Source organism: Flavobacterium sp. (genome assembly GCF_027484205.1).
Taxonomy (GTDB): Bacteria; Bacteroidota; Bacteroidia; order Flavobacteriales; family Flavobacteriaceae; genus Flavobacterium.
On sequence record NZ_JAIXUB010000023.1, the window covers coordinates 56,473 to 79,396 of the forward strand.

The following is a 22,924-nucleotide window of genomic DNA, read 5'->3' on the forward strand; positions in this document are numbered from 1 at the left end:
AGGTTTATGGTAAAGCGTTAAGTGCGGCCGTTAAGCTTTCTTGAGTTCCAACAATAGTTTCTGCTAAAGTGAACGTTACTTGATGATTTTCTGTGAGTGGAGTAGATGGTTTTATCGCATATCTAAATTTTCCATCTTTTTCTGTTACAAAAATTAAATAGCATTCCATTCCTACAGGAAATTCACCATAAGATTTGCCTAATGAGTTTGGAAAATCTTTTGAAGCGAGAAACACAAAACTATTTGGACCTGAATATCCCGCTGGAACTAATGAAGTGATTGTAGTTTTTGGTCCTGAATAATCATAAAATCTATCACAATTGAACCAACCAAAATCTTGGAAGAAAGCAAAATAACTTGGATCTCCATTTGTTGGATTTGTTTGAATAGAAAAATCTACACCTGTTACTTGTTCCCATGCGATGTCGCCATCTTCATTTGGAGTTCCAGCAAATGGTAGCATTGCAGGATCAGTTCCACCTGATAAAGCTGTTGGAACTTCAAGTTGCATGAAGCAATCAGAGGTTAGAACAACTCCATTTTGTGTTGCCTCAATAAAGAATTCACCTCCAGAAACTAATAATCTATCTTCTCCAGCAGCAGTTTTCCCCATCGTAGCTTTATTTGATGTAAGCATATCACCACGATCAAATATTTCGATGAATTCTAATTTTACTTCTCCTGTAACAGGAACACCAGCTTTGCGCAAACATCCACCATTAATGGTAAGTTTAACACCTTTTGCAGAAGTAAACGTATAAGTAGAACTTGCATCAAAGATTGCTGCTTGTTTCATACTTATTAATTTAGCTTCAAATAAATTTTTGAAAGTTTCTGATGATGGAACTTGTTTTCCAGGACTTCCATCGTCATTGTTGCAACTTATAAATGACAGTGTCACTAAAAGTAGTAATCCGATTTTTTTTAATTGTTTCATAATTTTTGTTTTTAAGTTGTTTCTAATTTTAAATTCTGATGTATATCAATTGGTTTTATAATTTGTTACCCAAATTTTGATTTTATTTTGAATAATAATTTGCACTACAAAATTGCCAACATCCTCACTTTCAATTGATGAGTTATTAACTAGAAATGACTTGAGGTTACAACGGAATTTTTTACCGTCTTTTAACGGATATAGAAATAGGTAAACAGCGGTAGATTTTTTATTCGTGTTGTTTTTACTTTGTATCGATAAAATTCTTACATTTATTAACTAAAAATCAACCCATTATGAAATCACAAACTTTAAAATGTTTAGTACTTATTTTGTTAACTGCTTTAATCACTGCTTTTCTAACCTGTTGGTATTGTAAAGGCAAAGATATTGTAGATGTTCCAGGCGGAACTCGAAGCAATGATATTTGCATGGATTATACTACAGTTCCACCACCAACATTAACTTCAGATTTAGTAAGTAGTATGGTAGGAACTTATAGTGGTGCACAACTAAATAATATTCAAACTGCAACTACTAATCCTGTTCCAAATGATGCTCGTGCTATTTGGTTTGAACTAGAAACATTAAAAAAGTTTCTTTATCATATCGAACATAGTGCTAATGAAAATCTTTCAGCATTGAATGGCAGAAAACTAGGCGTTAGAATTTACTATGCTGCATATCCTAAAAATGATAAAATGAAGGATTTTTCACAATATCAAACCGATACGACATTCAGTTTTAATCCTGCTTATGAAGGAAAACATACTCTAGTTATGGTACCAACAATTTCAGAGCGTGATGGCAATGTATATGATTTCAATCCATTAGATGTAAACTCATATAATGGTTTTGTAAACATGACTCCTAAAGGTAGATATAGTAACAGTAATAGTTATCAAATGCTAACTCTTGGCGCTGGAGCTGTTGAAGTAACTTCAAGTGGTTCAACAACTGTGAATGTTAGAAATCATGGAGTGTTGACTCCACCAGATTTAGTTGTTGGTGCAGGATTTTAATTAGTATAGTTATGTATAGTAGACCACCATTTTTATTAGATTTATTACATATTTGCGAGTTTATTGCATTGTTTTTTGGTGTTTTAAAATTTAATTCAGTAAAACAATCTTATTGGAAATGGTTTGTCTATTATATATCATATATATTTATTTATGAAATTGTAACAGCTTTTTTATCTGAAGTATATAAAATTAATGTTGAAAAAGTTTCTTCTTTGATTCAAATCCCATTAGAATTCATTTTTTTATATTGGTTGTTTGCATTTAAATCTCTTAAAATCAAAAAATTATTTTATATTTTCACATTAACCTATTTATTTTCAATGGTTTTAGAGTTTAATTTAACAAACTTAAAAAGTTTTACATTTTATTCTTTAAGTAAGACTTTTGGAACATTATTGCTTCTTATTTTAGTTGTATTAGAATTCATGAAACAAATTAAAAGTGATTCAATTTTAAAATTTAAAGAAGATAAAATGTTTTACATAAATATAGGTGTAATTTTATTTTATGTTGGAAATATGCCTTTTTTTGGATTATATAGAAACATTATTGAATTTCCTGAAATTTGGAATAGTTACTATAAATATTTTATGTTGTCCAATTGTGTAATGTATTTATTATTTGCAGCATCATTTATATGGGGAAAAGTCAAATCATAATAACAATAGTACTATTCATTATTTTTTTTATTGCATTTTTCATCGCAATTATTGCCTTTGTGCTTCAATACCGTCTTAAAAAGAAAGAACACACTATGCTTTTAAATAACCAACACGAAGAACATCAAAAAGAACTTTTATCTACACAGATAGAAATTCAAAATCAAACGATGCAGCACATTGGTAGAGAAATTCATGATAATATTGGACAAAAATTAACTCTTGCAAGTTTATATACACAACAATTGGCTTATGAAAATAAAGCTCCTCAAATAACGGAAAGTATCGAAAACATTAGTGCAATTATCAATCAATCGCTTTCAGAGTTGCGAGCTTTGTCTAAATCGCTTACTGATGATTCTATTGATTCTTTATCGTTAGTTGAATTGATTCAAAGCGAATGTGAAAAAGTAAATGAATTAAAAAAATGCAAGGTCACTTTCAAAAACAATGAAGATGCAGCCAATTATAATTATCAAATAAAAAGTGTCTTACTGCGAATTTGTCAAGAATTTATGCAAAATAGTATCAAACATTCTAAATGTAAAAACATTAATATTATTTTGATGAGGAACAATGACCATTTAAGTTTTATTCTTGCTGATGATGGAAAAGGATTTGATGTTGATAAAAAAAGCAATGGAATAGGATTGTTAAACATGAAAAAAAGAACAGAAATTATTGGAGGAAAAGCTTCCATTCAAAGTTCGACTTCTAGCGGAACTCAATTAACCATTTCAATACCTTTATAAATGAAAAAGTCAATAGTTATTGTTGATGATCATATTTTGATTGCCAAAGCTTTAAAAGGAATTATTGCCAATTTCAATAATTTTGAAGTGATTTATGAATGTGAAAATGGTGCTGATTTGATGACCAAATTCAAATTAAACAGCAAAATACCAGATATTATTTTACTTGATATTAGCATGCCAATTATGGATGGATTTGAAACTGCAAAATGGCTAAAGGAAAACTATCCTTCTATAAAAGTCATGGCGTTAAGCATGCAAGATGATGATCATTCTGTAATTCAGATGGTGAAAAATGGAGCCAAAGGATATTTGCTAAAAAATACACATCCAATGGATTTAGAAAAAGCTTTGAATGCATTAATCACAAACGGACATTATTATCCAGAGTGGGCAGCATCAAAAGTATTTGCAACAATAGGAGAAGAAAACGACATGAAAACAGCAAAAATAAATTTAACAGAACGTGAAAAAGAATTTCTAAAGTTTTCTGTAACCGAAATGACTTACAAAGAAATAGCCGATAAAATGTGCTGTAGTCCAAGAACAGTTGAAAGTTATCGTGATAATTTATTTGAAAAATTAGAACTCAAAACACGAGTTGGTTTAGCTGTTTATGCTTTAAAAAATGGTTTAGATAATTAGATTTTGAAAATCAATTTTTCCTTATCTTTGAAGTCAAAATCAAAGTGAGGAAATGATTACAACGGAAACCAAAACAGAATTAGAAATTTACTTCAAGCAATTTCGCGATAATATTATCGGAATTGACCAAGAATTTGAATCACCATTCGGAACGAAAAAAATTATCTATACCGATTGGACTGCAAGCGGAAGATTATATCGCCCAATTGAAGAAAAATTAATGAACGATTTTGGTCCGTTTGTAGCAAATACTCATACAGAAACAACCATATCAGGAACAGCAATGACAATGGCTTATCATGAAGCCAAACACATTATTAAAAAACATGTCAATGCTAATGAAAATGATGTTTTAATCAACACAGGAACTGGTATGACTGGTGTGGTGAACAAGTTTCAGCGCATTCTTGGTTTGAAAATACCTGAAAATCTTAAAGATTATATCCAACTACCAAAGGAATTAAAACCAATAGTTTTTATTTCCCACATGGAACATCATTCTAATCAAACGTCATGGTTAGAAACTATTGCTGATGTTGAGGTTATTCCTGCCAATGATGAAGGACTTTTTTGCATCAACGAATTCAAAAAATTATTAGAAAAATATAAAGACAGAAGTTTCAAAATTGCTTCTATCACTTCGTGTTCCAATGTTACAGGAATTAGAACACCTTATCATGAAGTGGCTAAAATTATGCATCAAAACAATGGTGTTTGTTTTGTCGATTTTGCCTGTTCTGGACCTTACGTTGATATCAATATGCATCCAGAAGATAAAGAAAGTTACCTAGATGCTATTTTCTTTTCACCTCATAAATTTCTTGGTGGTCCAGGAACTTCTGGAGTTTTAATTTTTAATCAAAATTTATATAAAAATAATGTGCCCGATTGTCCTGGTGGCGGAACTGTTTCATGGACAAATCCTTGGGGCGAACATAAATATATTGACAATATTGAAGATAGAGAAGATGGTGGAACTCCAGGTTTTCTTCAAGTAATTAAAACCGCTTTAGCTATTCAGCTAAAAGAACAAATGGGTGTTCAAAATATATTAAAACGTGAGCACGAAATTGTTGAGTATGTTTTTGAACAACTAGGAACGATCGAAAATATTAATATTCTTGCTAGCGAACATCAAAATAGGTTAGGCGTAATTTCGTTTTATATTGACGACTTACATTACAATCTAGGAGTTAAAATTTTAAATGATAAATTCGGAATTCAAACTCGTGGAGGTTGCAGTTGTGCAGGAACTTACGGACATTATTTGCTTCATGTGGATCAAGAAACATCAAACGATTTAGTTTGCCAAATTACCTCTGGCGATTTAATAAGAAAACCAGGTTGGATTAGAATGTCAATTCATCCCACAACAACTTCAGATGAAATACAATATGTTTGTGAAAGCATAAAATCGTTAGCCGAAAATCATAAAATTTGGGAAAACGATTATCTTTACAACGGAAAAAACAATGAATTTAATCATAAAAATGCTTTAAATTCTGAAAAAGAACTAGTTAAAAATTGGTTTAAAATTTAAGAATACAAAAATCTAATATCTAAAATATAATATAAAAATGTCAGACGATAAGAAAGTGATTTTCTCAATGCAAAAATTGAGCAAATCGTATCAAGGAAGTGATAAACAAGTGTTGAAAAATATTTATTTAAGTTTCTTTTATGGAGCTAAAATTGGTATTTTAGGTTTAAATGGTTCAGGAAAATCTTCATTATTAAAAATTATTGCAGGAGTTGATAAAAATTATCAAGGTGATATTGTTTTTGCTCCAGGATACAGTGTAGGTTATTTAGAGCAAGAACCACAACTAGATGATTCAAAAACGGTTATTGAAATTGTAAAAGAAGGAGTTGCAGAAACGGTTGCTGTTTTAGACGAATTCAATAAAATAAACGATATGTTTGGTTTGCCAGAAGTTTATGAAGATGCAGATAAAATGCAAAAACTGATGGACAGACAAGCTGAATTGCAAGATAAAATTGATGCATCTGGAGCTTGGGAATTAGATACCAAACTTGAAATTGCAATGGATGCTTTAAGAACTCCAGATGGCGATACACCAATCAAACATCTTTCTGGTGGAGAACGTCGTCGTGTGGCTTTATGTCGTTTGTTATTGCAACAACCAGACGTTTTGTTGCTTGATGAGCCAACGAATCACTTGGATGCAGAATCTGTACTTTGGTTAGAGCAACATTTAGCACAATATGCAGGAACAGTAATTGCGGTAACGCACGATAGATATTTCTTAGACAACGTTGCAGGATGGATTTTAGAACTAGATAGAGGTGAAGGTATTCCATGGAAAGGAAACTATTCTTCTTGGTTAGATCAAAAATCGAAACGTATGGAGCAAGAAGAAAAAACAGCTTCAAAACGTAGAAAAACCCTTGAGCGTGAGTTGGATTGGGTTCGTCAAGGAGCAAAAGGACGACAAACAAAACAAAAGGCACGTCTTCAAAACTATGACAAATTGTTAAATGAAGATCAAAAAGAATTAGACGAAAAATTAGAAATTTATATTCCAAATGGTCCGCGTTTAGGTACCAATGTTATTGAAGCTAAAGGTGTTGCTAAAGCATTTGGCGATAAATTATTATACGATGATTTAAATTTTACGTTACCACAAGCAGGAATTGTTGGAATCATTGGACCAAATGGTGCTGGAAAATCTACAATTTTCAGAATGATTATGGGTGAAGAAACACCTGATGGCGGAACTTTTTCAATGGGTGATACAGTAAAAATTGCCTACGTTGACCAATCTCATTCTAATATTGACCCAAATAAATCTATTTGGGAAAACTTTTGCGATGGACAAGAATTAATAATGATGGGCGGAAGACAAGTAAATTCTCGTGCTTATTTATCAAGATTTAATTTTGGTGGAAGCGAACAGAATAAAAAAGTTTCGGCACTTTCTGGAGGAGAACGAAACAGATTGCATTTGGCCATGACCTTAAAAGAAGAAGGGAACGTACTTTTATTAGATGAGCCAACAAATGATTTGGATATCAATACACTTCGAGCTTTAGAAGAAGGTCTTGAAAATTTTGCTGGTTGTGCAGTAGTTATTTCTCACGATAGATGGTTTTTAGATAGAATTTGTACCCATATTCTAGCATTTGAAGGAGAATCTCAAGTGTATTACTTTGAAGGTGGTTTCTCTGAATATGAAGAGAATAAGAAAAAGCGTCTTGGTGGTGATTTAACTCCAAAACGATTGAAATATAAAAAGTTAATAAGAAATTAAGTATATTTGCATCAAATCCCAATTAAGTTTGGGATTTTTTGTGTAATTTTTATAAAATTAAAGCCCCAAACTTTAAACTTATAATACAATTAAATTGAAGTTATTTAAAATAGGAGTTCTTCTAGTTGCCTTGTTTGGTTCACAGTTATCATTTTCTCAAGAGCAAGTTCGTTCTAAAAAAGAAATTGAAAAACTGTTGACTGATGCAGGAAACTCTTTCTTTAATTTAGAGGTTGACAAATCTTTAAAACTTTCTAAAATTGCTTTAAATGAGGCTCATCATCTTAAAAATGATGCGTTAATGGCAAAAGCATATAATATCATTGGTTTAAATTTTGAAGAATTTTATGATGTTGATAAAGGATTAAATTATTACAATAAAGCTTTAAAACATGCTAATTTAACCAATAATGATTCCATTAAGGATTGGGTAAATAATAATATTGGTAATGTTTATTCTTATAGAAAAAACGATTTTAAAACCAGTCTTAAATATTATAAAAAAGCATTATATTTTTCTGAAAAAATTAAAGATTCAATCGAGATAATGTACACTCGATTGAATATTTGCTCTGCTTATTTTGCAACAAATGATTTCAAAAATGGTGTTGGTTATTTAAATAGCGTTAAAAATTTTATTACAAATGGCGATCAACTTGAAGCAAAAATTTCAATGTGCACTTTATATGGTTCCTATTTTAGTTATTTGAATGATAATGGCAAAGCCGAATTATTTTTTAACCAAGCAATTGAATTAGGTGTCCAAAATAAAAATCAACTTTTAGATTCCTATGTTTGTGATGTATATAATGATTATTCAACACATTACAAGAAAAATAAAGATTTTGAAAAGGCATTATACTACTTAAATCTTCACAAGGAACTTAAAGAAAAAGTTTATAATGAGGAACGTACAAAAAAAGTTAAGCTTGCCGGAAGTGAAATTGAACTAGAAGAATTAGAACGTCAAATTAATAAAATTGAAGGCGAAAAAGACGAGCAATTAAAAGATTTGAAAGAGTCTAAACTTATAGTTTTGCTTTTTGTTATTATATTTTTCATCCTTTTATTATTACTTTATTCTTTATATAAAAACAATAAGTTCAGAGACCAATCAAACGAAGAGTTGAAAGTTGCAAATGAAGAGCTAAAAGTTGCAAAAGAGAAAGCTGAAATTGCGTCTCAATTAAAAACACAATTTGTTTCTACAATTAGTCACGAATTGCGAACGCCTTTATATGGAGTTGTTGGAATTACAAACATTATTCTCGATGAGCATAAGGAGTTAGCTAATAGTCCGCATTTGAATTCATTAAAATTTTCTGCAAGATATTTACTTTCTCTTGTTAATGATTTACTTCAAATAAATAAAATTGAGGAGAATAAAATTACGCTTGAAAACATGATTTTCAATATTTCTGATGAAATTAGAACTATTGTTGATTCGCTTGAATTTATTGCGGTAAAAAACAATAATAAATTAATCACAAAGATTGACGCTTCCATACCAGAATTTGTCATTGGAGATAAATTGCGTTTGTCTCAAGTTTTTATGAATTTGGTAAGTAATGCTTTAAAATTCACAAAAGATGGTGAAGTAAAAATTATTGCTAATCTTGATAGAATTGATGGAACAAAGTCATTTATCAATTTTCAAGTTATAGATAATGGTGTAGGAATTGCCAAAGAAGATCAAGAAAAAATATTTGAAAAATTTGTTCAAATTGAGCGTAAAGAAGGCGATTATCAAGGAACAGGTTTAGGTTTATCTATTGTAAAAAAATTAATCGAACTTTTTGGAAGTAAAATTGAACTTGAAAGTGAAGAACGAAAAGGAACAACATTTACATTTACTATTGGTTTTGAATCAGATGAAGCAAAACGAAACGAAATTATTAATAATATAGTTGTTGATTTATCGCCTACAAATTTCTATAGAATTCTTGTAGTGGAAGACAATAAAATCAATCAAATTGTAACTAAGAAAATACTAGAAACTAATAATTTCAAGTGTACTATTCTTGATGATGGTTATGCCGCTATTGATTTACTTGAAAAAGAAAAGTTTGATGTTATTTTGATGGATATTAATATGCCAATCATCAATGGATTTGAAACTACAAAGCTCATAAGAAAAAAAGGATATTCAATTCCAGTTATTGCCTTAACAGCATTTGATAAACAAGAGATTACTGAAGAAGCTCTAGCGTCTGGAATGAATGATATCATTATAAAACCTTTTGAATCAGCAAGGTTATTTCAAATTATTACTAATTTAATTAATAAAAAAAACATTGATTAATACCAACGTTTTTTATTCTTCTTAGAAGCATCCGATTTTCTCGAATTTGTTTTTTCTTTATTTTTATTTCTTAAATCAGGTTTTGCATCAGGATTTGGAACTTCATTGGTGTACGGATAAGGATGATCGTTAATGACTTTAATATTCATTTTAATCAACTTTTCGATATCTTTCCAATATGTTTGTTCGTCTTTCGCGCAAAAAGAAATTGCTAAACCTGTATTACCTGCACGACCAGTTCTTCCAATTCGGTGAACATAAGTTTCGGAGATATTTGGAATATCGAAGTTAATTACAAATGGCAAACTTTCGATATCAATTCCACGAGCTGCAATATCAGTAGCAACCAAAACTGAAATTTCTTTATTTTTAAACGCATCTAAAACACGTTGTCTTGCATTTTGTGACTTGTCTCCGTGAATAGCTTCTGCTGTTACGTTGTTTTTCTTTAAAGCTTTAACTACGTTATCTGCTCCATGTTTTGTTCTTGTAAAAACTAAAACATTTTCGATTTTATCATTTCGGATAATGTGATACAACAATTTACGTTTGTCTTCTTTACCAACAAAATAAACTTTCTGATTTACTTTTTCAGCCGTTGATGAAACTGGATCAACAGATACATATTTTGGTTTTGTCAAAAAAGTATCGGCAAGTTCACGAATTGCTATTGGCATTGTAGCCGAAAACAAAAGCGTTTGACGATTATCTGGCGTAAGTTTTACAATCTTTTTTACATCATTAATAAATCCCATATCAAGCATTTGATCCGCTTCGTCTAGAACTAAATGATGTAAATGATCTAAATCAATAAATCCTTGTTTGTGTAAATCTAATAATCTTCCTGGTGTTGCAATTAATATATCAATTCCTTTTTTCAATTGATCTACTTGTGGCACTTGACTAACTCCACCAAAAATTACCATCGAGCGAATATTAGTATATTTTCCGTAAGTATTAAAACTTTCGTCAATTTGAATAGCAAGTTCACGAGTAGGCGTAACTACAAGAGTTCTAATTAGTTTTCTTTTAGCAGATGAACCTACAATTCTGTGTAATGAGTTGATAATTGGAATTGCAAATGCTGCTGTTTTTCCTGTTCCTGTTTGAGCACAACCTACCAAGTCTGTTCCTTCCATAATAATAGGAATGGCTTGCTGTTGAATAGGTGTTGGATTTTCATAACCTTCTTCGGTTAATGCAGTTTGTATGTTTTTTAATAAGTTTAAATCGTTGAATGTCATAAATATAATGCCTCTTGCATTGTTAAAATTGATTGCAAAGATAGGTTATATTTAGTCAATAGAAATTTTATGAATCAATTTCCACTTTTCCTTTAATAAAATCGGTAACTAAATAGCCAATTAATTTACCTACTAAATGATTGTTTTTTTCATTATCTAAACTTGGTGCACCTTCGCAAATGTGTAAGTAAGCGGCGTTTTGATGTTTTCCAAAAAAGTAAATAAATCGACGCAATTCTTCCACAGAAAAACCACTTAAAGTCATGGCAGAACTTGCAATATTTGGAATAGCATCTAAATCAATTTCAATTCCATAGCAATCATTTTTTATAAAACTGTGTGCCAATTCTATTTCGGTTTGAAAGTTTTTTTCTCTTCTAATATTTACTTCGTCGTAGGTATTAAAACGAACACGATTTTCTAAATCTTTCAATTCTTTTAGAACACTTTTTGAGGTATAACTTTCGTGCAATCCAAAGATGAAATAGTTTTTTAAAAAACCTTCTTCATAAGCATATTTAAAACCATTTCCGCTGTGTCTTCCTTCCATAATTCTAAAATCAGAATGTGCATCAAAGTTGATTGCGTTTATTGGTTTTCCTTTGGCTAAAGCCGTTCCTTTAATATTTCCGTAAGCATTGTTGTGTCCGCCACCAATAACAATAGGCGTTTTTCCTGCTTTAACAATTTGTGAAACAATATGAACGACTTCTTTATCAATTTTGACAACTAATTCGCTCATTTTCTTTCTGTCAGTAATTTTGTTGAAATCTAAATCTTTGATAGCTTCCATTTCTTCAGAACAATCTAAATGTCCTAAAATGACTATTTGACTTCCTTTACAAAAACGGTTGTGTTGAATATTAGCAATACTTTTAATTGCACTTTCCCAAGCAGAATCAGCTCCAGGACGACCAAAATTTGCTCGAACACCAATATCTTCGGGAATTCCAAAAAGGACAAATTGTTGTTCACACTTTTTTAGAAATTCTAATACATCTTGCTCTTTTGGAATGGTGACCATTTTTTCGCCATACTTCACTTCACCACTTCTGTGATTCGTAATTTTAGATAAATCAGAAACCGAAAAACGGATTAAATTGTCCATAAAAAATAAATGTTTGCTCAAAAATAATATAATTATGTTAAGATACGTTTATAGCACATATAATATTGTTAATTTTGTCCAATAAAAAAGCTACACTATGGAAAATCAAAAAAGTAATTCAGCTCTAAAAGCAGTAATATTAGTACTTTCGTTACTTTTAGCAGGAAGTTTATTTTACATATTTCAGTTGACTACAAAAACGGAAAACCTTGAAACTGAAATTAAATCGGAAAAAACCGAGAAAGAAAATGTACTTACTGATTTAGAGGAATTAAAAGCTACTTACGATGCAGCTATTGCCGAAAATACATCAATGAGCGACGAATTAATTGCAGAAAGAGAAAAGGTTGTGCGATTGATGGAAGATTTGAAGAAATCAAATGGAAATGCGGCTTCAATGGCAAAATACAAACAACAATATGAAGGTTTGCAAACTAAAATGAAAAGTTTGATGCAAGAAATTGAAGTTTTGAAAAAACAAAATCAAGAACTTACCACTGATTTAGACAGTACAAAAGTAGTTTTAGAAGAATCTCAAAATTATACAAAAACACTTGTAGGACAAAACGAAGAACTTTCTAAAACAGTTGAAAAAGGTTCTAAATTGTCAGTTTTAAATTTAAAAACAGCAGCTTTCAAATTAAAAAGTTCAGGAAAAGAAGTTGCTACAGATAAAGCAAGACGAGCAGATGTTTTAAAAGTTAGTTTCACTATTGCTGAAAACAGTATTGCTAAAACTGGTGATAAAACCTATTATGTTCAAGTAATTGACAGTAAAAACAACGTTCTTGGCGAAAAAGCTACAGAGACTTTTGGTGATAAATCATTGACGTATAGTTTTACAACTTCTGTAAAATATGAAAACAAAACCGTTCAAGTAACAGAAAATTTGAAAGGAAAAGATTTTGAAAAAGGAACTTACTTTGTTAATGTTTTTGATAAAAACGAATTGGTTTCAAAAACTAGCTTTACGCTGAAATAATATTTTTAAGAAGTCGTTTCAATTTTTAGCTTCAATCATAAAAAATTAAACTTCATCAACTACAATATAAAGGCATTTGTGTTTCGCAAATGCCTTTTTTGTTTATAACTCATGAGTTTATTAACGACAAGCAATGCCATTTTTAATGTTATTTTGTGATATTATATACAAACGATGACCAATAAAAAAAGTATACCCATTTTAATCGGAATTATTGGAGTTCTGATGATGCTTCTTGCTGGAGCAATTGGATATATTATGGGTGGAAATAACTCAAATTCTTCGCAACCTTCAAGCATAAGTAATGATGCTAAAGTAATGGAGGAAATTGAAGAGTTAAAATCGATGTATGATTCTAAAATTGCAGATAAAACCAACTCTTACAAAGCATTGCAAGAAGAAAAAGAAAGAGTAAATCAACTTGTTGCAGAACTTGAAAAAACGAAAGGCGATGCCAATGCACTTTTAAAATATAAAACAGAATACAAAAATCTTGAATCTAAAATGCGTATTTTGGTAGATGAAATTGTGGTTTTAAAAGGTAAAAAAAGCAAAGCAATTTCAACAAAAGCCATTCCAGTTAAAGCTACAAAAGAAGTAAAAACTCCAACAGAAATCAATATACCTAGAAATCAGGTTACATCTAAAAAAGAAATTCTTACACCAGAAATTAAGAAAGAAGTGGAAACACCAAAAACGGAAGATGTTTTTGTAAAAGCCGCAACTACAAAATCGGAACCAGTTGTTGTAAAACCAGAAGTAGTTAAAAATGTTGAAAAAAGATATTCTAAGGTAACGATGTCTAATGTAAAAGCTGGTGCTTTTGTTTTTAAATCAGCTGGAAATTATGCTGAAACTACTTCTTCAAACAAAACCGATGTTATAAAAATAACTTTTACGCTTGATGCAAATCCAAATGCGAAAGCAGGTGAGAAGATGTATTATTTTCAAGTCATTAACGGGAAGAATAATGTTTTGGGTAAAAAAGTTACGGAGTTTTTTGAAGAACGTTCGCTGACTTACAGTTTTAGAAAATCATTTGATTATAATAATGAAAATGTAACAATTACTCAAGAATTCCTGCAAACCGATTTTCTTCCTGGAACTTATTTTGTCAATATTTTCGATAAAGATGAATTGGTTGGGAAATCAAGTTTTACTTTGAAATAAACTTATATTATTCTCGTTCTAAACCAAATTTAATTGCTGCTGTAAGAACTTCAAAGTTTATATCTTTCAAGTTTTTAAATTTGATGCAATAACCTGTTACATTGGCTTTTCCTAGTTCTTTGCCGTAAGTAGTTGCCAAAAAAGTTTTATCCTCAATCCCAATAATATAGACTGAAATTCCTGTAGTATTTGCACTAATCCCAACTTTATAGAATTCTTTAGTTGTTCCATCAGCATAGTGAATCATTTGAAGACCATAACCAACATTTGGATTAGAAACTATTTTTCCATCTTCATTTTTACCGTCTAAAAACCACAATTTACATTCAGGATTTATCTCTTGTATAGCGTTGTGAAGCAGTTGTAAGTCATTACTTTTTTGTGCAGTTTGACTTTCAATATAATTTTTGATTTGTTCTTGAATGTTCATATTAGTTTTTATGAAGTTTATTGGTTTTATCAATTTTTTGGAAACAATAGCAACCTTAGAAAATCTGAATAAAATTTTAAAATTTAAATTGATTTATTTCTTTAAATAACATTTTGTATCTGAGAATTTATTCTTGTTGAATCCATTCGTATTTTCCATTTTTCAGATAAATTATTCCACCACCACAACTTTCTTCAGCGTGGATAAATATGCCATCATTTTGAAGTTTAATTTTATCAGATTCTTTTATTTCTTCTTCCGATACGATTTCTCCTTCGTCATTTACATTATTCCAATATGTTTTATTTTTTGGTGCTTTTTCAAATATTCCTGCCCAATCAATTTCGTTGAATCCTTGCTTTAAGATATCGTTTCCCATTCCGAAATAATCGGTTCTTTTTCCGTTTCCGAATACTATTCGTAATCCGCTTTTTCCATTTTTAGTGCTTGTTACAATTTCTACAATTTCTTCTAAATCATCGCCATCTAAATCACATGAAATTTTATTGATTTTATGCTTTTTAGATATTTCTATGGTATCGTTTTTATTTTTCTCGGTTTGCGTATGTGAAGTTTTGTTTTTTACGATTTCAGAGTTTTTAGATTCATTTTCGTTTTTACAAGAAGTAATCGTTATTGCAATAAGAAGCAAAATTATATTTTTCATACTTTTTATGTTTTTCTACAAAACTTAACCAATATTTTTGATAGAAAGTTTTATATATGATTAAATGCTTTTTTTAATAATTGATTTCAATTTCCAAGTGGTTAATACAGTCAATGTTAGTAATATAAATGTCATTATTCCATAAACAAACAAGGCTTGTTGATTGTAAACAACTAATGTATTTTCATCAAAATAAGTTCCTTCTGAATTGTAATCCATCTGAAAGCGAATGTAAAATGTATAACCAAATAACATTGTCAAAAGCAGAAGAATTATTAATAGTACAAGAAATCTAATTTTCATTTTTTACTTTTTTGTTTATTATAAAGTATTGAAATTGTAGTTCTTCCTCCTTTAATATCATAATCAATAGAAATTTTTCCCCAATTGAATTCTCTTCTAACTCCAACTATAGTAGTTAACCAATTTTCATACACTGCTATTTTTTCCATTTCTTCTTGTTCACTCCAATTTTCCCATCTTTTGGCTTTAAATTCAGTTTCAGAAACAACGAATGTAATCATTTTTGTTTTTTCATTATGGAAGCATACATTCACATTGAGATACAATTCATTTACTTTAAGGTTTTCAAAGTGAATCCATTTGTATCCATTTTTAAAGTCAGTAATACTTTTATCGATGTTAAAACTATTAGTAACTTCAAAATCAATATCTGGACCTAATTTGATTTCAAAATTCACTACAATATGACCAGTATTAATATCGATCATTTTTGTAGTTTTTGTTTTAAAAAATTAGAAAACTTTTTTATCACAAAAGCTATTAGAATTCCAGTTAAAAAGCCACTTATTATTCCTATAGTTAATCCAATAAATATTGATTTTGTTTGGCTCCACCAATGTATAATTCTATTTGTAAGCCAAAAGGTACCGCATCCCATTACACCAAAAGCAAATGTGCAGAAAACTATGGCAAACGTTCTAAAACCAGAGGTTAAAGATTTTTTATTGATACCAATGATTACAGATGTTGATAGCGCTCCAATTGCAATTAATCCAAAAATGAATAATAAAATTAAAATTGCAACTGCTATTGCAAGTAAAACACTAATACATATAAAGATTATTCCTAAGATAAGAATTGTAAATAAAAACAAATTAAATTCATCATCATTTGGATTTGCTGCTTGTAAAAAATAAATAATTGACGTTATCACTATTGATGAGATTTAAATTGTAGACATATTATTGTGGTTATGCAGGTTTTAAGTTTGTTGTTATCAAATGTAAACAAAACTTTGAAAGGAAAAACGTGATGAAAAAGGAAAAATATAATGACTAATATTTTATCAAAAACCTATGCCGAGTAATAGAGTAAAATTTGATTTATAAGCAGTTATTCTATTCCTCTGTTCGTTCATTCTCAACAACTTCTGCTACAAATATTCCTCTTTTGTCTTTGTAAATTTCAACTAAAAGGTTTGCTCCGCCTTCTTGATATGTCCGCTTTATTTTGAGCAAATATTTGTCCGCTTGCTTGTTAATGCTTAAAATTTCGTCATTTGCTCCAGCATCATCTTTAAGTTCAAAATAAGGGTAATTGTCTTCGTAATTTTTGCTCAAGACCATTTTTACAATTCCTTCATAGTTAATAGATTTATCTGAGAAAACTACTGGTGTGTTAATAGGACAACCTGTCAAACCTTCATCGTCCATAGCACCAATACCAAAATAAGTTGTTGCAATAAATGAAACTTGGTTATTATCAATTTTTACTATTTTGTTTTGAATGTGTTTAATTGGCTCATAAATTTTTCGACCGTCAACATAGCCTTCAAAATCTTTTGTCTTTATTTTGACATATTTGAATTCTTCGCAATAGTCGTCCGTTGGTTTGATTTTCTGATATTTGTCACTTACTTCCGTTACTTCTACAAAATGTTCGTTTAAGTAAGAAATGTCCTTAATTTCTTTAAAGTTTTCGTCTAATAGTTTTATTTTGTCTCCTAGTAAAATTCCTTTTCCGTTGACTTTGTAAAAAGTGATTTTAATTTGGTTTGCTTCAGATTTAACACTTTCTACTTTTTCAATTGTCTTAAGGTGTGTTTTATTTTCTCGTTGTTCACAAGAAATAAGTATTATCAAACTCAATATTGTTGTTAATCTTTTCATTTTATTCTTAATAATTGCTATTAACTTTCCCATGCTTTATGAAGTTGGAATGAACCAAGCCCAAGCCTTCACAAATATATACAAAACTTTTAATTATGATCTTTTCGATTTTTGATAAATCCCTTGCCACTTCATTTCTTGGAACCGATTTTGGCAAATCAGCTTTCTTAATTATTTTTTTGCCTGTTACTTTTTCTTCTGTGTCTTGTTTTTTCTTCCGTCATTCACTATTGAGTTTCCGTCATTTAATATTAAGCTTCTGCCTTTCACAATTGAGTTTCCGTCTTTCACTATTAAGTTTCCGCAATTCATATTAAGCTTTCGTCTTTCGCTATTAAGCTTCCGCTTTTCACTATTGAGTTTCCGTCATTTAGTATTAAGCTTCCGCCTTTCATTATTGAGTTTCCGTCTTTCATTATTAAGTTTCCGCCATTTAATATTAAGCTAATTATTCTTTAAATATGTTAGTAGATTTAGGTACTATTTTTTTAAATAAGCTATCTGCCAAAGTAATGGCGCTTGAATTCAGTTGCTACTGTCAGCACAAGCCAAAACAAATCTTCTAAATTAATTTGAAAGACAAAATTGAAAATACCTCAGTACTTTCGACTAAGACAGAAACGCAAGCGCAAGATTAGCAATTGATGCAAACGGAAGTTAGCAATAGTGTTATTGTTCAATAATTAGGTTTGGATATTTTTCTTTAAATTTAGGAATATCTCTTTCCTTTTTGTTATAAAGTCTTACAGCATTGTTAGCGTAGTTGAAATAAATTTCGCCAAGATATTTTACTTTACCTTTCTCAATATGAAATGTTATATTCATTGGAATTTCTCCTTGCGATTGGATATATCCACCGTTTTCATGTAGTCTAAGTGTAGTAAATTTATATTTGCCCTGAACCTCAGTAATTAAGAAATAATATACCGCTTTGTTCTCGTCAAAAAAGTCTGGTTTAAACTTCATAGAAGTCATTTGTTCAGGTCTTATTGTTATCATTCTGTTAGTAGAAATGCTCTTGTCAAGTTCTCCTAAATAGTGAAAAAAATACTGATTGAATATTGGTTTTTTATTTTCTATTGCTATTGTACCAACTAACATTCCATTGTTTGAATTTGCAGTAAATGATTGTGGAATTAAAGTTGAAGGCGATGTTGCGCAAGATGTAATTAATAAGTAAGTAAATAGAATAAAAATTAGTTTTTTCATTTTTTATCGGAAGCTTAACATTATTACTAACGTCTTGCCGTTTGGCGAGGTTGCGAACTTCATTCACTGACCATTACAAATATAACCAAAACTTTAAATTAAAGACCTTTTTATTTTTGATAAATCCCTAAACCAACAATTTTGTGAAATGGCTGTTAGATGACGTTTTTTTTCCCTTTCAAGTCGTTCAAATTTTTAGTGATTGTTGATTTGTCTGCTTTTGTCATTGCCAAATTTAATGCCATTTCAAAATTTTTAATTGCTTTCGTATTGTCAACGTCTGTGTATAAATTTCCTAATAATGAAAAATAAAAATGATTGTCTGCAAGATTTAATTTTTCTGCCTCAATGATTGCAGTATCTTTACCCTTTACTTGTGCCAACGCATAAGTTCTGTTTAGTGCTGTTATTGGTGAATATTCAATTAGCAAAAGTTGGTTATAAGCTTGTAAAATATTGTCCCACTTTTTTGGATTTTCCATTTTGCTACTATGCCAGTAGGCAATGTTAGCCTCTAAATGATATTTGCTTAACTCATTACCTTGGGCACTTTGTATTAAATAAAAATTTCCTTTTGCTATGAGTTCTTCGTTCCACAAATTTTTATCTTGTTGGTCATACAAAATTGGTTCGCCTATTTGATTGGTTCTTGCTTCAAAACGTGAAGAGTGAAAGCACATTAACGCCATTAAAGCATTTACTATGGGTTTGTTTGTAGTTTCATTTTCTATCAATAAATAATTTAAACGCATTGCTTCTAAACACAGTTCTTTTCGCAAATGAGTTTTCTGTGTACTTGAATGATAACCTTCATTGAAAAGCAAGTATAATGTAGTTAGTACAGTTTCTAATCTTTTATTAATATTGTTTTCAGTGGGTAATTCAATTTTGATGTTTTCTGTTCGTAATTTTTCTTTGGCTCTAAATAATCGTTTGTTGATGGTTTCTTTATTGGTCAAAAATGCCTCTGCAATTTCGTCAATTCCAAAACCACAAAGGATTCTTAATGCTAAACCAATTTGTGCTTCTGCTGGAATTATTGGATTGCAAATTGTAAAAATCATTTGCAATTGGCTGTCAGTTATATTTTTAAGCGATAAATCAACTTCTATTTCTTCACTATGGTTTTGATTCAATTTAAAATCAACAACTATTTTTTCAGAAAATGTTTTATGACGTTTAAGGTAGTCTTTGGTTTTGTTTTTAGCAACAGTATAAAGCCAAGCCGTTGGATTTTCGGGGATGCCTTTTAATCCCCAAGTTTCAGAGGCCAATAAAAAAGTATCGTTTGTAATGTCCTCTGCAATTTCAATGTGAACAATACCAAACAACTTACAGAGTACAGAAATTATTTTTCTGTACTCTGTTTTAAAAAGTTGTGGAATTAATGTTGCCTCGTTCAAATTAACCGTTCATTGCTATTATACTTCTTACTTCAACATGTCCTCCATGAATGAGAATAGGACAACCTTCTGCCAATTTCATGGCCTCATCAATGTTAGTAGCTTTTACAACTACATAACCACCAATAATTTCTTTTACTTCTGCGTATGGACCATCGGCAATTACATTATTAGGTTTCAACGTTCTTCCTTCAAAACTCAAACGATTTGCGTTTACAATTTTCCCTTGTGCGGCAATGCCACCAAACCAATCCATCCATTGTTGAATGTTTGATTGCATTTGTTCTGGTGAAGGTCCGAATGATTCGTTGATTTCGCTTTTGAAAATCATCATAAATTCTTTCATTATTTTATTTTTTAAGTTGTTAAAATTAATTGTTACTGGAATTATTTTTATCCTTGTACTTTTTGCGACTCTTCAAAATTTGGCCCGTACAAAGAAGGTACTTTATTTCCCGTCGCTCTTAAATGTGAGATAAGTTCACCTCTATGATGATACAAATGATTGTATAAGATGCTTCTGATAACTTGAATTTTTGGCATTGATGGAAAAGCCGTTTTTTCGTTATTCATTGTCATAGACCACACATTCATATATTGAGATTCATCCGATTTCTTAATGGCTTCTTGTGCAACTTTTACATTAGCTTCAAATTTTTCTAAAATAGTAGAAACTTTTGTTATGTCACCTTTGTCATACGTATAGGTACTCAATTCAAAGGCATCTTGGTTGAATGTAACATCATACCAGTTGTAAAGCTCTGAAATATGAGATGCTAATTGTCCAATAGACCAAAGATGCTGTTGAGGACGATATTCCAAAGCATTGTTTGGAATAATAGATAAAAGTTTTCTTGTGTTTTCGGCTTCGTGCAGAAATTCACCGAGTAATGCTTCTTTAATCATTTTTTTACTTTTTAAAATTATTTAAAATATTTGTTACAATCCTATGACGATTGGTATTATAAAAATTGGACAAATATTTCAAAGATTTTTTTTCAGTTGATGTTTCCAGAATGTTTGGTTAAAATTACAGCTAACGTTCTTTGGCTTTAGGTATGTTGCTTATCTTCAAGACTGTAAATAACAAATGTACCGAAAACAAAGAAAGAAAAAACATGATTGAATGAAAAAGATAACAAACAGGAATCCAAATTAATCACAAGCCACGCCATTGATGCAAATGTCTGTTAGGTGCAGTATTTATTTGTCACGGAAAATGATAAGTTGCGGAATATAAAAGATTTTGATTCTCCTTTTTAAACTCTTCAAATGCTTTTTTATACCATTTTGAATCAGTAGAAGTTCTTCCATATTCTTCAAAATTTTTGACATCAAACATTTCTCCATTCAACCAAGGTTCAATTCCATAAATCCCTAAACCAATTTTTTCAATTCTTTTAATAATAATTTCAAAGTCAGATTCAGAAAAATAAAATATAGATTTGGCATCAAAACCGTCATTCATGTTTTTGAGATCAAAAAAAACATTTGTTTTCAAATAGTCATGCAAATCTTGAGTTTTCGATATATCTTTCAATTGGCTATGTTTCTCAATATCTAATTGAGCTTTTTTTCCATATTTTCTTGCATAATATGCCCCAATTAAAATGACAATTATAAATAATATTTGTTGAGTCATTGAAGTTTTCTAATATTGTTGCTAACGTTTCCTTGCTAGAGCTTGTGGCGGCTTATGGAAATCTTTTTTTCCATAACCGACTAAGCGAAGTTATGAAAAGTAAACGGACAATTTACCGAAAAACTAACCATAAGTTTTAGCAAGTGTTATGCACGGTTATTATTTGGAATGTTTTGGTAGTTTATTGTTCCAAATTAAAATCTGAAATGTTGCTTTAGATAAGAATTCATTTAATTCATTTAAATCTTCATTTTTACATTCAAATCCATCTGAGACATAATTTGATTTTGCGTGGACAATTTTATTTCTAGTACTGTATAAAATTCTGCCTAACTGTTGGAATATACTGTCAATATTTTCTTGGTTAAGCTCATAGTTAATATCTTTAGGATTTAGCTTGGTATTTTTACAAATAAATTTAATTATACTTACAGGAAGTAAATTAAAAATATCAATAATGTCAACACTGATTGACAAAACCGTTTTGCATAATTCACTGTCAGACTTTGATTTTTTATATGAATCTGATATCTCGAAGAGCTTATTTAGATCATCATTTTCAACATTTCTATATTTTATGGTTTCCAATTTTCTAGACATAATTTCATATGCTTTTAATTTGGCAACTTTTGGGGAAAAGAACTCTATTATTTTATAGTAGCAAAGAAATTTTATTTCTGAATCTTTTGTATCTGCGGCTTTTAAGTAAGATTCGATAGAATCATTATATTCAATCAATTCGTTAATGCAAATGTCTTTTAATTTATCATCGTTTTCCTCTTCTTCCTCTTCGAAACCATAAAATTCAGTATCAAAATCAAATAATTCAGTAGTTTCAAGAAGAATATTTGTGGCTTGATAATATTCAAATATAAAAGTTTTGATAATCTTTTTTTCTTCTTCGAGCGATAGCTTTTGATTTCCTTTATACTTTATTTCCAATGCATAATAAGTTGTACAGGATGGAGCATATTTACTGTAATAACTGTATTTTACATTTGCGATTCCTAATAGAAAAGGAAATTTAACTACTTCGAGTGTAAATTCTTCATTTTCAAAGTGAAATCGAATTTTGTCAAGTAATGATTCTAATTGATCTGTTGCAAAAATTGGATGTTGAGATATGTTTTTAATATAAACATTTTCTAAAGAAAAATTAATGTCTTCAATACCATCTACATATTCTAAAAAATCTTCAGATGTATAGATTATCTCTTCATATTCTCTAGGAAAGTCTATTTGTACAAAATCTTCATCGAACTCAGAAATAGAAATTTCCAAGTTCAATTTTTTAAAGAAAAGAGTACACTTATTTACGGCTTCTTCGACAGTTTGTAAATTCATA

Annotated in this window: 25 protein-coding genes; 10 read left to right on the plus strand and 15 right to left on the minus strand. The window is 29.9% G+C overall.

The genetic code is table 11. From position 1 onward, the window contains the following. Positions 1-4: 4 nt before the first annotated feature. Positions 5-937: a hypothetical protein gene (locus Q0049_RS10460; RefSeq protein ID WP_298119471.1), complete on the minus strand. Its 933-nt coding sequence runs from the start codon at positions 935-937 to the stop codon at positions 5-7. Between the two features lie 296 nt (positions 938-1,233). On the opposite strand from Q0049_RS10460, the gene Q0049_RS10465 reads away from it, so the two are divergent. The 7 genes from Q0049_RS10465 (at position 1,234) to Q0049_RS10495 (ending at position 9,592) form a co-directional block, all read left to right on the plus strand. Next, positions 1,234-1,959 carry a hypothetical protein gene (locus Q0049_RS10465; RefSeq protein ID WP_298119473.1) on the plus strand — a complete coding sequence of 242 codons (726 nt, stop codon included), beginning with the start codon at positions 1,234-1,236 and terminating at the stop codon, positions 1,957-1,959. An 11-nt stretch (positions 1,960-1,970) separates the two neighbouring features. Continuing rightward, positions 1,971-2,621 (plus strand): hypothetical protein, encoded by a 651-nt coding sequence (locus Q0049_RS10470; RefSeq protein WP_298119475.1) that lies wholly within the window; start codon positions 1,971-1,973, stop codon positions 2,619-2,621. Between the two features lie 95 nt (positions 2,622-2,716). Continuing rightward, positions 2,717-3,373 carry a sensor histidine kinase gene (locus Q0049_RS10475; protein ID WP_298119477.1) on the plus strand — a complete coding sequence of 219 codons (657 nt, stop codon included), beginning with the start codon at positions 2,717-2,719 and terminating at the stop codon, positions 3,371-3,373. Continuing rightward, the gene (locus tag Q0049_RS10480) at positions 3,374-4,018 is read left to right on the plus strand and encodes a response regulator transcription factor (RefSeq protein WP_298119478.1); all 645 of its coding nucleotides are present in this window, start codon (positions 3,374-3,376) and stop codon (positions 4,016-4,018) included. It begins immediately after the preceding gene. A gap of 52 nt (positions 4,019-4,070) precedes the next feature. Then, positions 4,071-5,558, plus strand: a complete 1,488-nt coding sequence (locus Q0049_RS10485) for an aminotransferase class V-fold PLP-dependent enzyme (protein ID WP_298119481.1) — start codon at positions 4,071-4,073, stop codon at positions 5,556-5,558. A gap of 37 nt (positions 5,559-5,595) precedes the next feature. Then, complete coding sequence (ettA, locus tag Q0049_RS10490) at positions 5,596-7,290, plus strand: energy-dependent translational throttle protein EttA (protein WP_298119483.1); 1,695 nt, start codon at positions 5,596-5,598, stop codon at positions 7,288-7,290. 94 nt (positions 7,291-7,384) lie between these two features. Further along, positions 7,385-9,592, plus strand: a complete 2,208-nt coding sequence (locus Q0049_RS10495; RefSeq protein WP_298119485.1) for a response regulator — start codon at positions 7,385-7,387, stop codon at positions 9,590-9,592. Here Q0049_RS10495 and Q0049_RS10500 read toward each other — a convergent pair. Then, complete coding sequence (locus Q0049_RS10500) at positions 9,589-10,836, minus strand: DEAD/DEAH box helicase (RefSeq protein WP_298119487.1); 1,248 nt, start codon at positions 10,834-10,836, stop codon at positions 9,589-9,591. The two genes, Q0049_RS10495 and Q0049_RS10500, sit on opposite strands and share 4 nt — an antisense overlap. A gap of 67 nt (positions 10,837-10,903) precedes the next feature. Beyond that, positions 10,904-11,944 (minus strand): formimidoylglutamase, encoded by a 1,041-nt coding sequence (locus Q0049_RS10505; protein ID WP_298119488.1) that lies wholly within the window; start codon positions 11,942-11,944, stop codon positions 10,904-10,906. A gap of 97 nt (positions 11,945-12,041) precedes the next feature. Between Q0049_RS10505 and Q0049_RS10510 the strand changes: the two genes are divergently transcribed. Together Q0049_RS10510 and Q0049_RS10515 are read left to right on the plus strand one after the other, a co-directional pair. Beyond that, positions 12,042-12,926 carry a hypothetical protein gene (locus tag Q0049_RS10510; RefSeq protein ID WP_298119489.1) on the plus strand — a complete coding sequence of 295 codons (885 nt, stop codon included), beginning with the start codon at positions 12,042-12,044 and terminating at the stop codon, positions 12,924-12,926. A 174-nt stretch (positions 12,927-13,100) separates the two neighbouring features. Further along, complete coding sequence (locus Q0049_RS10515; protein WP_298119490.1) at positions 13,101-14,096, plus strand: hypothetical protein; 996 nt, start codon at positions 13,101-13,103, stop codon at positions 14,094-14,096. A 7-nt stretch (positions 14,097-14,103) separates the two neighbouring features. Here the strand turns inward: Q0049_RS10515 and Q0049_RS10520 are convergent, their stop codons facing one another. The 4 genes from Q0049_RS10520 to Q0049_RS10535 all read right to left on the minus strand — a co-directional run bounded on the left by Q0049_RS10520 (position 14,104) and on the right by Q0049_RS10535 (position 15,924). Continuing rightward, positions 14,104-14,526, minus strand: coding sequence for a DUF1801 domain-containing protein (locus Q0049_RS10520; protein ID WP_298119491.1), 423 nt, complete (start codon positions 14,524-14,526; stop codon positions 14,104-14,106). A gap of 127 nt (positions 14,527-14,653) precedes the next feature. Then, positions 14,654-15,193 carry a hypothetical protein gene (locus tag Q0049_RS10525; RefSeq protein ID WP_298119493.1) on the minus strand — a complete coding sequence of 180 codons (540 nt, stop codon included), beginning with the start codon at positions 15,191-15,193 and terminating at the stop codon, positions 14,654-14,656. Positions 15,194-15,253: 60 nt separating this feature from the next. Beyond that, the gene (locus Q0049_RS10530; RefSeq protein ID WP_298119494.1) at positions 15,254-15,496 is read right to left on the minus strand and encodes a hypothetical protein; all 243 of its coding nucleotides are present in this window, start codon (positions 15,494-15,496) and stop codon (positions 15,254-15,256) included. Then, positions 15,493-15,924, minus strand: coding sequence for a hypothetical protein (locus Q0049_RS10535; protein ID WP_298119496.1), 432 nt, complete (start codon positions 15,922-15,924; stop codon positions 15,493-15,495). The genes Q0049_RS10530 and Q0049_RS10535 overlap by 4 nt, the downstream gene beginning before the upstream one ends. 198 nt (positions 15,925-16,122) lie before the next feature. Between Q0049_RS10535 and Q0049_RS10540 the strand changes: the two genes are divergently transcribed. Next, the gene (locus tag Q0049_RS10540) at positions 16,123-16,353 is read left to right on the plus strand and encodes a hypothetical protein (RefSeq protein ID WP_298119497.1); all 231 of its coding nucleotides are present in this window, start codon (positions 16,123-16,125) and stop codon (positions 16,351-16,353) included. 201 nt (positions 16,354-16,554) lie between these two features. Here Q0049_RS10540 and Q0049_RS10545 read toward each other — a convergent pair whose 3' ends face one another. The 8 genes from Q0049_RS10545 to Q0049_RS10580 all read right to left on the minus strand — a co-directional run bounded on the left by Q0049_RS10545 (position 16,555) and on the right by Q0049_RS10580 (position 22,923). Then, positions 16,555-17,358 carry a hypothetical protein gene (locus Q0049_RS10545; RefSeq protein ID WP_298119499.1) on the minus strand — a complete coding sequence of 268 codons (804 nt, stop codon included), beginning with the start codon at positions 17,356-17,358 and terminating at the stop codon, positions 16,555-16,557. 153 nt (positions 17,359-17,511) lie between these two features. After that, positions 17,512-17,637: a hypothetical protein gene (locus tag Q0049_RS10550; RefSeq protein WP_298119500.1), complete on the minus strand. Its 126-nt coding sequence runs from the start codon at positions 17,635-17,637 to the stop codon at positions 17,512-17,514. A gap of 357 nt (positions 17,638-17,994) precedes the next feature. Beyond that, complete coding sequence (locus tag Q0049_RS10555) at positions 17,995-18,534, minus strand: hypothetical protein (protein WP_298119502.1); 540 nt, start codon at positions 18,532-18,534, stop codon at positions 17,995-17,997. 155 nt (positions 18,535-18,689) lie between these two features. Next, positions 18,690-19,937: a sigma-70 family RNA polymerase sigma factor gene (locus Q0049_RS10560; protein ID WP_298119504.1), complete on the minus strand. Its 1,248-nt coding sequence runs from the start codon at positions 19,935-19,937 to the stop codon at positions 18,690-18,692. A gap of 1 nt (position 19,938) precedes the next feature. Next, a complete protein-coding gene (locus Q0049_RS10565) occupies positions 19,939-20,283 on the minus strand; it encodes a YciI family protein (RefSeq protein ID WP_298119506.1) in 345 nt (114 codons plus the stop codon). A 47-nt stretch (positions 20,284-20,330) separates the two neighbouring features. After that, on the minus strand, positions 20,331-20,843 hold the full coding sequence (locus tag Q0049_RS10570; RefSeq protein WP_298119508.1) for a DinB family protein: 513 nt from the start codon (positions 20,841-20,843) through the stop codon (positions 20,331-20,333). A 304-nt stretch (positions 20,844-21,147) separates the two neighbouring features. Then, complete coding sequence (locus Q0049_RS10575; RefSeq protein WP_298119510.1) at positions 21,148-21,579, minus strand: hypothetical protein; 432 nt, start codon at positions 21,577-21,579, stop codon at positions 21,148-21,150. A 159-nt stretch (positions 21,580-21,738) separates the two neighbouring features. After that, the gene (locus Q0049_RS10580) at positions 21,739-22,923 is read right to left on the minus strand and encodes a hypothetical protein (RefSeq protein WP_298119512.1); all 1,185 of its coding nucleotides are present in this window, start codon (positions 22,921-22,923) and stop codon (positions 21,739-21,741) included. Position 22,924: the final 1 nt, after the last annotated feature.